Annotated in this window: 12 protein-coding genes; 9 read left to right on the top strand and 3 right to left on the bottom strand. The window is 62.6% G+C overall.

Annotated features, from left to right (window positions below):
* The 5 genes from tssH to LQ215_RS13875 all read left to right on the top strand — a co-directional run bounded on the left by tssH (window position 1) and on the right by LQ215_RS13875 (window position 6,472).
* Window positions 1-2,544 carry a type VI secretion system ATPase TssH gene (tssH, locus tag LQ215_RS13895; protein ID WP_230150560.1) on the top strand — a complete coding sequence of 848 codons (2,544 nt, stop codon included), beginning with the start codon at window positions 1-3 and terminating at the stop codon, window positions 2,542-2,544.
* A gap of 45 nt (window positions 2,545-2,589) precedes the next feature.
* A complete protein-coding gene (locus LQ215_RS13890; protein WP_230150559.1) occupies window positions 2,590-3,231 on the top strand; it encodes a hypothetical protein in 642 nt (213 codons plus the stop codon).
* A 61-nt stretch (window positions 3,232-3,292) separates the two neighbouring features.
* Window positions 3,293-3,874 carry a hypothetical protein gene (locus LQ215_RS13885; RefSeq protein WP_230150558.1) on the top strand — a complete coding sequence of 194 codons (582 nt, stop codon included), beginning with the start codon at window positions 3,293-3,295 and terminating at the stop codon, window positions 3,872-3,874.
* A gap of 32 nt (window positions 3,875-3,906) precedes the next feature.
* On the top strand, window positions 3,907-5,916 hold the full coding sequence (gene tssI, locus LQ215_RS13880; protein WP_230150557.1) for a type VI secretion system tip protein VgrG: 2,010 nt from the start codon (window positions 3,907-3,909) through the stop codon (window positions 5,914-5,916).
* Between the two features lie 13 nt (window positions 5,917-5,929).
* On the top strand, window positions 5,930-6,472 hold the full coding sequence (locus LQ215_RS13875) for a toxin-antitoxin system YwqK family antitoxin (RefSeq protein ID WP_230150551.1): 543 nt from the start codon (window positions 5,930-5,932) through the stop codon (window positions 6,470-6,472).
* Between the two features lie 136 nt (window positions 6,473-6,608).
* Here LQ215_RS13875 and LQ215_RS13870 read toward each other — a convergent pair whose 3' ends face one another.
* Window positions 6,609-7,004, bottom strand: a complete 396-nt coding sequence (locus tag LQ215_RS13870; RefSeq protein WP_230150549.1) for a DUF4280 domain-containing protein — start codon at window positions 7,002-7,004, stop codon at window positions 6,609-6,611.
* Between the two features lie 185 nt (window positions 7,005-7,189).
* Here LQ215_RS13870 and LQ215_RS13865 point away from each other — a divergent pair, with 185 nt between their 5' ends.
* The 3 genes from LQ215_RS13865 (at window position 7,190) to LQ215_RS13855 (ending at window position 10,398) form a co-directional block, all read left to right on the top strand.
* Complete coding sequence (locus tag LQ215_RS13865; protein ID WP_230150548.1) at window positions 7,190-8,257, top strand: phosphotransferase family protein; 1,068 nt, start codon at window positions 7,190-7,192, stop codon at window positions 8,255-8,257.
* Window positions 8,258-8,281: 24 nt separating this feature from the next.
* The gene (locus tag LQ215_RS13860) at window positions 8,282-9,049 is read left to right on the top strand and encodes an SDR family oxidoreductase (protein WP_018612731.1); all 768 of its coding nucleotides are present in this window, start codon (window positions 8,282-8,284) and stop codon (window positions 9,047-9,049) included.
* A 233-nt stretch (window positions 9,050-9,282) separates the two neighbouring features.
* A complete protein-coding gene (locus LQ215_RS13855) occupies window positions 9,283-10,398 on the top strand; it encodes a Gfo/Idh/MocA family protein (protein WP_230150546.1) in 1,116 nt (371 codons plus the stop codon).
* 183 nt (window positions 10,399-10,581) lie between these two features.
* Here the strand turns inward: LQ215_RS13855 and LQ215_RS13850 are convergent, their stop codons facing one another.
* Both LQ215_RS13850 and LQ215_RS13845 read right to left on the bottom strand, forming a co-directional pair.
* Window positions 10,582-12,024: an FAD/NAD(P)-binding protein gene (locus LQ215_RS13850; protein ID WP_230150544.1), complete on the bottom strand. Its 1,443-nt coding sequence runs from the start codon at window positions 12,022-12,024 to the stop codon at window positions 10,582-10,584.
* Window positions 12,025-12,041: 17 nt separating this feature from the next.
* A complete protein-coding gene (locus LQ215_RS13845; RefSeq protein WP_230150542.1) occupies window positions 12,042-12,605 on the bottom strand; it encodes a helix-turn-helix domain-containing protein in 564 nt (187 codons plus the stop codon).
* A 12-nt stretch (window positions 12,606-12,617) separates the two neighbouring features.
* Here LQ215_RS13845 and LQ215_RS13840 point away from each other — a divergent pair, with 12 nt between their 5' ends.
* A complete protein-coding gene (locus LQ215_RS13840; protein ID WP_230150581.1) occupies window positions 12,618-13,622 on the top strand; it encodes a DMT family transporter in 1,005 nt (334 codons plus the stop codon).
* The last annotated feature ends 264 nt before the right edge of the window (window positions 13,623-13,886 follow it).

Below are 13,886 nucleotides of genomic sequence, written 5' to 3'. Positions count from 1 at the left end.
ATGGAACTGGCCAGCCTGATCGGACGCCTCAACCCGGACAACCGCCACGCCCTGGAACGGGCCGCGCAACGCTGCATGCAGCGCAGCCACCACTACGTGGAAATCGAACACCTGCTGCTGGAATTGCTCGACATCGAGGGCGGTGACTTTGCCTGCCTGCTGCCACGTTTCGGTCTGGAGCGTGACGCGGTGGCAACGGAAACCAACAAGGCCCTGGACCTGTTCAAGTCCGGAAGTACCCGCACGCCCGCCCTGTCGGCGCACACCATCGGCCTGCTGGAAGATGCCGTGGTCCAGGCCAGCGTGCTGGGCCTGGACAGCATCCGCTCGGGGTTGTTGCTGCTGGCGCTGCTGGACCGTGATGAGCGCCGCAGCCTGCTGCTCAACAGTGCTTCGTCGTTGCTGCGCATTCCCCGCGATGCCCTGCGCGCCCATCTCTTGGAGTGGACCGAAAGCTCCCGTGAACATGCCGCTGGCGTGCGCCCGGCCAAACCCGGCGAGCCGCCCCAGAAACAGGACCCGGTGCTGGACCAGTACACCCAGGACCTGACCGCCGACGCCCGAGCCGGGCGCATCGACCCCATCGTCGGCCGCGACGGCGAAATCCGCCAATGCATCGACATCCTGCTCCGGCGCCGGCAGAACAACCCGATCCTGGTGGGCGCGCCAGGCGTCGGCAAGACCGCCGTGGTGGAAGGCCTGGCCCTGCGTATCGCCGCCGGGGATGTGCCGCCGTCGTTGCAGGAAGTCACCCTGCGCGTGCTCGACCTGGGCCTGTTGCAGGCCGGTGCCGGCGTCAAAGGTGAATTCGAACAGCGCCTCAAAGGCGTGATCGACGCGGTACGCAGCGCCGAAAAACCGATCATCCTGTTCATCGACGAAGCCCACACGCTGATCGGCGCCGGCGGTGCGGAAGGCGGCAGCGACGCAGCCAACCTGCTCAAGCCGGCCCTGGCCCGAGGCGAACTGCGCACCCTGGCCGCCACCACCTGGTTGGAATACAAAAAATATTTCGAGAAAGACCCGGCCCTGGCGCGCCGCTTCCAACTGGTGCAGGTCGAAGAACCGGACGAACTCACCGCCGTGGAGATGCTCCGTGGCGTGGCGAGCAAACTGGAACAGCACCACGGCGTGCAGGTGCTGGACGCGGCCATCCACGAGGCGGTGAAGCTGTCCCACCGCTACATCTCCGGGCGCCAGTTGCCGGACAAGGCCATCAGTGTGCTCGACACCGCCTGCGCCCGGGTCGCCCTCGGCCAACACGACGTGCCGCCGCCCCTGGAAAGCCTGCGCCATCGGCAGAACAGCCTCAAGGACGAGGTCGAACGCCTGCGCCGGGAACAGGCCACTGGACTGGATCACCGCGAACGCATCACCCTGCTCGAAGGCGAATCGACCAGCAACGTGCAAGCCATCCGCGAGCTGGAAACCCGCTGGGGCGAAGAGCGCGAAGCCGTGCGCGAACTGCTCGACACCCGCCGCGAACTGCTGGCCCTGAGCGAACGCGCCGACAGTGAAAAAGCCGACACCGAGATCGATAACCGCATCGACCACCTGGCCGCCGAACTGCTGCGTTTGGAGGCGGGCCTGGATGCCATTCGCCAGGACGATCCGCTGGTGCCCGAACAGGTCGACAGCAAGACCGTCGCGGCCGTGATTGCCGGCTGGACCGGCATCCCGGTGGGCAAGATGCTCGCCGACGAAGCCCACGCCGTGCGCACCCTCGGCCAGCGCATGGGCCAGCGGGTCATGGGCCAGGGCACCGCGCTGAACACCATCGCCCAACGCCTGCAAGCCTACCGCGCCGGCCTCACCGACCCGCAGAAACCGGTCGGCGTGTTCCTGCTGGTGGGCCCCACCGGCGTGGGCAAGACCGAAACCGCCTACGCCCTGGCCGACGCCTTGTACGGCGGCGAACGCAACCTGATCAGCATCAACCTCTCGGAGTACCAGGAAGCCCACACCGTCAGCCAACTCAAAGGCGCCCCACCCGGCTACGTCGGCTACGGCAGCGGCGGCGTGCTCACCGAAACGGTGCGGCGCAAACCCTATTCGGTGGTGCTGCTGGATGAAATCGAAAAGGCCCACCCGGATGTGCTCGAAGCCTTCTACAACGTCTTCGACAAAGGCCTGATGGAAGACGGCACCGGCCTGGTGGTGGACTTCAAGAACACCGTGATGCTCGCCACCAGCAACGTCGGCGCCGAGCTATTGCTGGATACGCCCGCCGCGCAACTGGGCAGCGACGCCTTCAACGAAGCCTTGCACAAAGTGTTGCTGCAAGCATTCCGCCCCGCCTTTCTGGCGCGCATGACGGTGGTGGCGTACCGGCCGCTGGATGAAGCGACGCTGGAAGGGATTGTGCTGGCGAAGTTGGAGAAATTGCGCGCCCGCTATAAGGCCGCGACGGGTAAGCAGTTCGAGTTTGATGCGGGGATCGTCAAGGCGGTGTTGGCCAAGTGCAGCGCGGCGGGGGCACGGGATGTCGAGAACGTGTTGATGACGCAGGTGACGGGGAAATTGGCGGAATGGGTGTTGGAGTGATTCCGTACCTCTAACAACGTTAAACAGAAGCGACTGGAGCAGACCGTGGGTAAATTCCTTTCTGGTGGTTCATCGGGTCAGGCAAAAAAGCTGGAGCCGCGCTGGACAGACACCACCGTTCATAATGAAGTGAAAAAACTGGTCACCGACGGAGAGTTTGTCGAGACGGAAGACCTCAGCACTTTTGCATCCGACGATGGCTGGAGGACAACCGTGATGATTGATCTGGTTTCGCGGCTCAATCCGGTATCAGGTGGAAAATACTATCCGGGCCATGCCGGCCTGATACTTTGGCATACCTCAGGACCTCTAACAAAGTTTTATTCAGTTGGGATTTTGATGGAGGGCGAGCTGGACCCTGAAGGTGTATCAACGACAGATTTAAACGCATCAAATATGCTGGATTTGTGGTTCTTCACAAAAAAAGTCAGCAAAACCAATATCGACAAAATGATCAACAGGATCACGGCTCTCTCTTCAAAGACACTGAAATATAAAGAGTTTGATGGTAACCGTTATAGCGGCGCCTACAACTGCCACACCATCGTCGACGACATCTTGAATGCCGGAGGTCTGTCGGGCTGGACCGGACGACCTTGGAGCTGGCTCACGCCTTGGGCTTACAGCTTATCCTTCGGCATCACCGGCTGGCACTCCAGTGTCATGTACAACACTAAGAATCTTTGAATGATCTGCCTCGTTGGCTTAGGGCGTGTGACCTCGAATCTCTGAAAGGGAGGAGATTTCCATGACGGAAGTGCATAAAGTGGGTCGTTACTCTGGCGGCAATATTGCGATGACTGGGGCAAACCCTTTATATGCCTCATGGCTGGCGGCCAATCAGGCAACTAATGGCGGCACCATTCCCGACTTGGCCAGTATCTGTCACGAATCCTCTTCCAGTCGCCGGGCCCTGGCCGGTTCGGGAGCATCCCATGGAACCTGCTTTGCGCTAATCGAGCATTTCGATGCCGCTCGCGGCGTGCTGTTGTACAAGTTCGGCGACAGCGCATTAAAACTGGATTTACTTGGCAACTACACCACGACAACAAAAAAAGTGGTCACGACACTGCGAGGGCACGCGGAGATCAGCGCATTAGTCCAAGCGATCAATAGCGTCACGCTTCCCGACGGTGATTACAGCAATTTCGTCACCCGCATTTATATCGAACTGAGTCCCTGCCAGCTCTGCGGCCCGCAATTGGCACCCTATATTGGAAACTCAGTGCTGATGTACAGCTACACCTATGGAAACGATAACGAGATGGGGGGATGGGTCAGCGACAACCAGGCAGCGATTCATTCAAAAGGTGGGACATTCAAATGGTAAGCGTGCCCTCAACTTTTATCTGAGGATAATCAATGCCCCGCTCCACCGACAGCAACACCACCCTGTCTCTCACCGCCGCCACGCTGTCGGCGCTGTACCCTGAATCGCTGTCCGGCGAAGAGCGCCTCAACGCCCTGGGCTCGCACATGCTCAACGGCGTCAACGACGGCGCTCCGCTGGACCTCACGACGGCCGTCGCCAGCCACGTGACCACCACGCTGCACAAGGACGCCTTGCTGCGCCCGCTGGATTGGCTGGTGGCCGAGATCCGCCAGCTCCCTGCCGACGCCACCGCCGAGCGCTACCAACTTTTACTGCGCCCATGGCTTTGGTGGCTGACCCTGGCGAGCAACAACCGGGTATTCCAGAACCTCGTCACCTCGGACATCGTCACGACGATTTTCAAGGCCCATGGTTTTACCGACTTCCAGCTCAAGCTCACCGGCAGCTACACCCCGCGCGAATACTGCGTGCAGTACGGCGAGACCGATCTGGCCTTTGTTTCGCGGTTGATGGAAGAAGACGGGATTTTCTGGTTTTTCAGCCACGAGCAGGGCAAGCACACGCTGGTGCTGGCCGACAACAACGATGCGTTCTTGCCGATTCCCAACGGGCCGACGGTGAACTACCTCGGGCAGAACATCGGCGAGCGGGAACTGCATGGCATCCGCTCCGGGCAAGTGTGCCTGCAAGCGGTGGCCGGGGTTTACCAGGCGACCGACTATGAATTCACCACGCCGACGACATCGCTCTACAGCCAGGCCGAAGCCGTGGCCGGGCCAAGCTCGATGTACGAACATCCCGGCGGCTACACCGCCAAGGCCCAGGGCGATGCGTTGACCAAGCAGCGGGTGGACGGCCTGCGCAGCCAGGAGAAACGTTTTGTCGGCGAAAGCGACTGCCGCTGGCTGGTGCCAGGGTATTGGTTCACCCTCGCCGGCCATGAAGACACGACGCTGAATATCGATTGGGTCGTGACCTCGGTCAGCCACGAAGCCAGCCACGACAGCTATCGCAACCGCTTCGAAGCGATCCCCAAGGCCACGGTCTATCGACCGCCCCGACTCACGGCAAAACCACGCATGCACACCCAGACCGCGCTGGTGGTGGGCAAGACCGGCGAAGAAATCTGGACCGACGAATATGGCCGGATCAAGTTGCAGTTCCCCTGGGACCGCACCGGCAAGAACGACGAGACGTCATCCTGCTGGGTGCGCGTGGTCCTGCCCTGGAGCGGTAAAGGCTTTGGCATGCAGTTCGTGCCGCGAATCGGCCAGGAAGTCATCGTGACCTTCATCGACGGCGACCCGGACCGTCCGCTGGTGACCGGCTGCGTCTACAACGGCGACAATGCCCTGCCCTACGCACTGCCGGCGAACCAGACCCAGTCCGGGATCAAGACCAATTCATCCAAGGGCGGTGGCGGTTTCAACGAGTTGCGTTTCGAAGACAAGAAGGACGCCGAAGAGGTGTTTCTCCAGGCCCAGAAAGACTTCAACATCAACGTGCTCAACGACACCACCGCCACCGTCGGCCACGACGAAACTCTCACGGTGCAGAACGCCCGCACCCGCACGGTGAAGGATGGCGACGAAACCGTGACCCTGGAGAAAGGCAAGCGCAGCGTGACCATCCAGACCGGCAGCGACAGCCTCGATGTGAAGGACACCCGCACCGTCACCGTGGGCTCGGACCAGACCCACAGCACCGGCGGCAACTACGCGCACAAGGTCACCGGCGATTACAGCCTGACGGTGGACGGCAACCTGACCATCAAGGTCAGCGGCACCCTGACCCTGCAAAGCGGCGGCAGCTTCGCGATCAAGAGCGGCGCCGACCTGGCCGCCCAGGCCAGCACGTCCATCAGCCAGAAAGCCGGCACGGCCCTGAGCAACCAGGCCGGTACCTCGCTGGAAAACAAGGCCGGCACCACCCTGACCAACGATGCCGGCATCAGCCTGGTGAACAAAGCCGCGGCCGAACAGACCGTGGACGGTGGCGGCATGCTGACCATCAAGGGCGGCCTGGTGAAGGTCAACTGACAGGAGCTCACCGATGGCCTCGAAAAAACTCGACCTGGAGCGTGGCGACAGCCAACTGCGCGGGCAACTGGTCGACGGCCAGCTCGACGGCCCGCTGCAGATCCAAGAAGCGCAACGTCCGCAAGCAACCCTCAACTACAGCCAGGGTGAACTGCAAGGCAGCAGCACCCTGTATCACCCCAATGGCAAGGTCTCTGCGGTACTGCCGTTCGTGAAGGGCAAGTTGCACGGTGTGGCGAGTTTCTATGCGGCCGAAGGCGGGTTGCAACGGCAGGCCACGTACCGCCGCGGGTTGCTGCACGGTGAGGCGAACAACTATTTCCCCAACGGGCAACTGGCCGAAGCCGAGGTCTATCGCGACGGCGTGCGCGACGGCCGCTATCGTCGCCTGCACCCCAACGGCAACCCGGCGGTCGAAGCCCGCTACCTCAACGGCCAACTGCTGGAGCCGGCCCAGGGCTACGCCGAAGACGGCCGGCCACTGGACGCCGAAGGCAAGCCGATCTCCCGGGTGCGCTGGTGGTTCAGGCGCTGGAATGATCCGGCGCAGGCCTGACTATTGTCTTCCCCCCTGTGGGAGCGAGCTTGCTCGCGATGACGCCGGCACATCCAACATCACCACCAACTGACCCACCGCTATCGCGAGCAAGCTCGCTCTCACAGGGTCTGTGCAATGCCTGTAAGATTGCCAATCAGGGGATGAGCATCTGCACCTGCCCTGGCACAACGATCTTGATCACCCCGGCCCAGGTGCACATCAAGGTGCTGTTGGCATCGATGGCCGGCATGTTGCCCAGCAGCAGGGTCGGTGCGCCGCCGGGGATCCATGGGGCCGCGGTGGCCGGGATGCAGGGCATGGGAGTCAGCACACCGAGTGCCGCAGCGGTCGCCGCCGCCACGGTCGGGTTCGCCAGGCTCAGGCACATGCCAAACGTGGTGATGTTCACCAGCGGGATGTGGTCCATGATGTTCGCCGCCGGCATCCCGCCGGTCAGCAGGCGATTGACCGGCAGCACATTGAGCACCGCCGGGGCGGCGCCGAAGCTGCATTGCAAGGTCGCGGTGCCACAGACTTGCGGGCATCCCATCGCGATGACTCCCTGAAAGCGACAGACTTCACAACCATAGCTCGCCCATGGCCGCCATGCATCAAGCCCGCTGATTATCCTGCAACACGCTAACCTATAAGACCCTGGCGTGCTTGTGACGCCTCCCGCGCGCCATTAGATTAGCCAATGATCGATGGCCTCCAAAATAAGCAGAAGGGATAAGCATGGCGTTTACTGATCAGTCCACCCGCGTGCGCGACGGTGAAGAACTCGATGCCAACCTGATCGACCCGTACCTCAAGGCCCACATTCCCGGCCTGACCGGCGTGCCGCAGATCAGCCAGTTTCCAGGTGGCGCGTCGAACCTGACCTACCTGCTGGAATACCCCGAGCAGGAATTCGTCCTGCGTCGTCCGCCGTTCGGCCACAAGGCCAAGTCCGCCCACGACATGGGCCGTGAGTTCCGCATCCTCAATCAATTGCGCGAAGGTTTCCCGTACTGCCCCAAAGCCTACGTGCACTGCACCGACGAGTCAGTGATGGGCGCCGAGTTCTATGTGATGGAACGGGTCAAGGGCATCATCCTGCGCTCCGAGCTGCCGCCGGAACTGGGTTTCGACGCCGCCCGCACCGAAGCGCTGTGCAAGAGCTTCATCGACCGGCTCGTCGAGCTGCACCGTGTCGACTACAACGCTTGCGGCCTGGCCGACCTGGGCAAGCCCGAAGGCTACGTGGCCCGGCAGATCCGCGGCTGGAGCGACCGCTACGAAAAAGCCCTGACCCCCGATGCGCCTAAGTGGGAAGCGGTCAAGGCCTGGCTCAACGACAAGATGCCGGCCGACCACCCCACGTCGAGCATCGTGCACAACGACTACCGCTTCGACAACGTGATCCTCGACCCGCAGAACCCGATGCAGATCATCGGCGTGCTGGACTGGGAACTGACTACGATCGGCGATCCGTTGATGGATCTGGGCAACAGCCTCGCCTACTGGATCGAAGCCGCAGACCCGGCCCCCGTCCAACTGATGCGCCGCCAGCCAAGCCATGCCCCCGGCATGCTGACCCGTCGCGAGTTCGTCGATTACTACGCCGAGCGCGCCGGGATCCGCATCGACAACTTCGACTTCTATTACACCTACGGCCTGTTCCGCCTGGCCGGCATCGTCCAGCAGATCTACTACCGCTTCTTCCACGGCCAGACCCAGGACAAACGCTTCGCGCAGTTCGTTTCGATGAACAAACTGCTGGAGCAGATGAGCCTGCAGGTCATCAGCAAATCCACGCTCTGAGCGCACCTATAACAAGGAAACAGCATGTCCAAGACCCAGTTGTTCGACCTCGACGGTAAAATCGCTTTCGTTTCCGGCGCCAGCCGCGGCATCGGCGAGGCCATCGCCAAACTGTTGGCCCAGCAAGGTGCCCATGTGATCGTTTCCAGCCGCAAGCTCGACGGTTGCCAGCACGTGGCCGACGCCATCATCGCCGCTGGCGGCAAGGCCACCGCCGTCGCCTGCCACATCGGTGAAATGGAACAGATCAGCCAGGTGTTCGCCGGTATCCGCGAACAATTCGGGCGCCTGGACATCCTGGTCAACAACGCCGCCACCAACCCGCAATTCTGCAACGTGCTGGACACCGACCTGGGTGCGTTCCAGAAAACCGTGGACGTGAACATTCGCGGCTATTTCTTCATGTCGGTGGAAGCCGGCAAGCTGATGCGCGAGAACGGCGGCGGCAGCATCATCAACGTGGCATCGATCAACGGCATCTCGCCGGGAATCTTCCAAGGCATCTACTCGGTGACCAAGGCCGCGGTGATCAACATGACCAAGGTGTTTGCCAAGGAATGCGCGCAGTTCGGCATCCGTTGTAACGCCCTGTTGCCGGGCCTGACCGATACCAAGTTCGCCTCGGCACTGGTCAAGAACGACGCGATCCTGAAAACCGCCCTGGCGCAGATCCCCCTCAAGCGCGTGGCCGACCCAAGCGAAATGGCGGGCGCGGTGTTGTACCTGGCCAGCGATGCGTCGAGCTACACCACGGGTGTGGCGTTGAATGTGGATGGTGGGTTCCTGTCCTGACAGTGAGCCCATGACAGACCTGTGGGAAACCCTGTGGGAGCGAGCTTGCTCGCGATAGCGTTGTATCAGGCATACATGTACTGACTAACGCACCGCTATCGCGAGCAAGCTCGCTCCCACAAGAGGATCCTATGCAGCCAGAGAAATGAATATTTATTCCAACATTTGCAATTAGCGAATATTTATTCCATAAAGAGCCCTCCTGAAAATAACAATTCAAAGGGATCTTCCTCATGCGTGAACTCGGCATCGGTCTGATTGGCACCGGCTTCATGGGCCGTGCCCATGCCTTGGCGTTCCACAATGCCAAGGCAGTGTTCGACCTCCCTCTGAACGTGAAACTGGCGGCCCTGGCCGACACCGATCCGCAGCGTGCCCGGCAATGCGCCCACAGTTGGGGGTTCGAGACGGCCCACAGCGATTGGCAACAACTGATCGACGACCCGAAGGTCAACCTGATCGCCATCACCACACCCAACCACCTGCACTTCCCCATGGCCATGGCGGCGCTGGCGGCGGGCAAGCCGGTCTATTGTGAAAAGCCCCTGGCGGTTTCCCTCGTGCAGGCCGAGCAGATGCGCCAGGCGGCCAAGGCGGCCGGGGTGGTGACGCGGGTCGGCTACAACTACCAACACAATCCGATCATTCAACGGGCGCGGGACATGATCCAGCGCGGCGAACTGGGGCGGATCATCAGTTTCCAGGGCGAATTCAGCGAAGACTTCATGGCCGACCCCGCCTCGCCGTGGTCATGGCGCTGCGAAGCGGCCCATGCCGGCGGCGCACTGGCGGACCTGGGCAGCCACTTGCTGGCCATGGCCCGGCACTTGTTGGGCGATGTCGAGGCGGTGTGCGCCGACAGCCAGACCGTGCACCACCAACGCCCTGCCAGCGCGGGCCATGCCGAACAACGCGCCATCGCGGTGGATGACCAGGTCCACGGGCTGCTGCGTTTCGCCAATGGCGCCCGGGGCACGGTGAGCAGCAGCTGGCTCAAGCACGGCTACAAGAACCACCTGAGCTTCGAGATCAGCGGCACCCTCGGCACCCTGGCGTTCGATCAGGAACGACTGAATGAACTGCGCTTGTGTCGCGTCGGCCAGGCAGGTTTCCAGCGCCTGCTGGCCGGTCCCGATTTACCGGGCTATGCCGCGTTCAGCCCGGCGGCCGGGCACCAGTTGGGATACAACGAATTGAAGACCTTGGAAGTGCATGAACTGGTGATGACGCTTGCAGGCGAAGGCGGCAGCGGGACGGACTTTGAAGAGGCCTGGGAAGTGGAGCGGCTGGCGGCGGCGATTCGTGTCGCGGCGCGGGAGGAGCGTTGGGTCAAGGTGAGCGAGCAATAACTTGCTGAGCAAACCGCTCATGTGAACGGCTCTTGTGGCGAGGGAGCTTGCTCCCGCTGGGTTGCGCAGCAACCCCAGAGAGGCTGAATGCAATCAATCTGACACACCGGGATGAATGGTTTTGGGGCTACTTCGTAGCCCAGCGGGAGCAAGCTCCCTCGCCACAAAGGGAGTGTGTTCAACCTAGAGAAGGGTTTGCAGTTCAGCCAGCCGCCCCGCCAGCGCCTTGGCCTGACTCGCCACATCAGTCACAGCAGTACTCTCCCACCACATCCCCCGCAGTGGCGGGCCCATGGCGAACAGGCGGCTGGCGGGCTCACCCCGAGCATCCAATACCGCGCCGTCAGCACACGCGGCAATACCCAAGGCCAGTGGCCCCGGCTGGATCAGCCCTCGGGCCAGCAACTGCCGCGGCAATGGTCGCGCAACACGCCGCCAATCATATTCAATGCCGCTGGAGTTGATCAGCGCGGCGCCCTGCACCACGTCCAGTTCAGCCTCGCCCCGTCGGCGAACGCTAATGGCCACTAATCCATCGGCAGACGCGGCCAGCCCTTTGAACGACGCCGCGTGAATCCGCAACCGCCCTTCTTCGTGCAGACGCGCCACCAGTTCGGCGCTCAGCGGTGGCGAACGATGATGATGGCTCTCCCACCATGGCCGTACATGGCGCACGAACTGCCGGCGCTGCACATCGCTGGCCTGGTTCCACAAGCGTCCGATGTGCGCGCGCACCGTATCCAGCGGCGCTTGCCAATCGATCCCTTGGGCTTGGGCCAGGCGGCATTGCTCGCGCAGGGCCCGCATCAACTGGCGGGGCGAACGCAGGCTGTGATCTTCAGCAAGGAAATCCACCCAGGCGGGCGGTTGACGGCGCACATGGGGCAGCAGGCCGTGGCGGGAAAACACCTCGATCGGCCCGCGATGCCCGGCCCGGTCCAACGACACCACGGCGTCGACCATGGTCAGTCCCGAGCCGATGATCAGCACCGTGGACTGCGGATCGAGCTGGCGCATCGCAGCCACATCCCAAGGGTCCAGGGCCGCGGCATTCAAGCCGCTGGATTGGGTTTGCGGGGTGCGCGCCGCCGGGAACATGCCAGTGGCCAGTACCGCGAAACGTCCGCGCAAGACCTGGCCTTCATCCAGCGTCAGCATTACGGCATCGTCGGCAAGCTGTAGGTCCACGGCCTCCCCGCGCACGTGCTCGGCGGTCGAGCCGTGTTGTGCACCCAACTCGCGGGCCTCGGCCAGCCGTTGCTGTACATAGAGGCCAAACATCCCCCGGGGTGGGAACAGCTCGCTGATCGGCACGTGTTGCTGATCCGACTCGGGCCAGCCGCCGGCCTCGATGAACGCGGTGAGCCATTGGGTCAGGTCATCGGCGTTGTCCGGGTCGACGCTCATGCGCGCCGCGTTGCCGTTCAAGGTGTGCCCCAGTTCCACGGCACTGTAGGCTTCGCCCCGGCCCAATTCACTGCGCGGCTCGACGATCAGTACCTCGCGCCGGCCCGGCAGGCGCAGCAACTGCGCGGCCAGCATGGCACCGCTCAGGCCGCCACCGATGATCAGGATGTCGGCTTCGCGGATGAGGCCGCTGCCCTGTCGCTCCAGCCCTGTGTCCATACCGCTCTCCCCAGGCATCAAATCACCACGTTGCGTACGAATCTCGCCGCCACCGAGCCATCGTTGCGATAGGCATGGGGCTGGTTGCTGGCGAACATGAAGAACTCACCGACGCCTATGCGGCGCTCTTCGCTGCCCAGCAGCAACGTCAGGCAGCCTTCGAATACATAAAGTTGTTCGCTCCATCCCTCTGCGTCGCACTCGGAATGGTAATGCTCGCCCGGCTCCAGCCGCCATTCCCAGAGTTCTACCTCACGGCTGGCGGTGGCCTTGGCGAGCAACACAGCTTTGCTGCCCGGGATCACACCGGCCCAGACCAGCTCGTTGATGCGGCTCGTGTCGCGGGCATCGGGGGCCTGGATCAAGTCGCTGAAGGCCACGTCCAGGGCCTCGGCGACGCGGTCCAGGGTGGTCAGGCTGACGTTCTTTTCCCCGGCCTCGATGGCCACCAGCATCCGCCGGCTGACCCCCGACAGCTCGGCCAACGCCGTCTGGCTGAGCTCGGCGGCATGCCGCAGACGACGGACGTTCTGGCTGACGTGTTGCAGGACGGACGCCCGCTGGCCGGGTTCTTTGTGCACTATATTGCTCACATGGCTGGGTTGCGCATTATACTGCCCAACTTCGGACGCATTGTGCGTCCGCCTCAAGTGGCGCGCAAGGTCATGGCATCGGTGAACTCCCCGCAAGCTTCCCCCCGTTTCTCCCGGTTCAGCAAGGCCGAATGCGTGCTGGTGCTGATCACCATGATCTGGGGTGGGACCTTCTTGTTGGTGCAGCACGCCATGACCGTCAGCGGACCGATGTTCTTTGTCGGCTTGCGCTTTGCCGCCGCCGCGGGGTTTGTCGCGCTGTTCTCCTGGCGGCATCTGCGGGAGCTGACCTTGTTCGAATTCAAGGCCGGGTCCTTCATCGGTGTAGCAATCATGCTCGGCTATGGCTTGCAGACCGTCGGCCTGCAAACCATCCCCAGCAGCCAGTCAGCGTTCATCACCGCGCTCTACGTGCCGTTCGTGCCCTTGCTGCAATGGCTGGTGCTGGGCCGCCGGCCTGGCTTGATGCCAAGCCTCGGCATCATGCTGGCGTTCACCGGGTTGATGCTGGTGTCGGGCCCGGCCGGGGCTTCGCTGAACTTCAGCCCCGGTGAGATCGCCACGTTGATCAGCGCCATCGCAATCGCCGCCGAGATCATCCTGATCAGCGCCTATGCCGGCCAGGTCGATGTGCGCCGGGTGACCGTGGTGCAGCTGGCAAGCACGGCGGTACTGGCCTTCTTGATGGTGGTGCCGACCCAGGAAAAAATTCCGGATTTTTCCTGGTTGCTGCTGGTCAGCGCCGTGGGCCTGGGCGCCGCCAGCGCAGCGATCCAGGTGGCGATGAACTGGGCCCAGAAAAGCGTCTCGCCGACCCGCGCCACGCTGATCTATGCCGGTGAGCCGGTGTGGGCCGGCATCGCCGGGCGCCTGGCGGGCGAGCGGCTGCCAGCGATTGCCTTGTTCGGCGCAGCACTGATCGTGGCGGCGGTGATCGTCAGTGAGCTGAAGACCCGGGGCAAAGGTAGCGTCGAGGTGGATGAGGTGCTTGAACGCGAGCAGTGAGGCGTTCGTAGCTTTTACCGGTTACAAGCAAGAAATGCCGGTCAACCAGCGAAATATGGGCGAGCAAAGAATCCTGTGGCGAGGGGATTTATCCCCGCTGGTCTGCGCAGCGGACCCAAAGCAGGCGACTCCGTTTAGCTGACACACCACGTCGGCAGGTTTCGGGGCCGCTACGCGACCCAGCGGGGATAAATCCCCTCGCCACAGGTGATGTGTGGGGTGCAAAAGTAAGAAAACTCCACCTCCCTTGTAGGATTCTGCGAC

Origin of the sequence: Pseudomonas brassicacearum (assembly GCF_918698105.1) — a bacterium.
GTDB classification, from domain to species: Bacteria; Pseudomonadota; Gammaproteobacteria; order Pseudomonadales; family Pseudomonadaceae; genus Aquipseudomonas; species Aquipseudomonas brassicacearum_F.
This window is presented reverse-complemented; position numbering and strand designations above follow the sequence as displayed.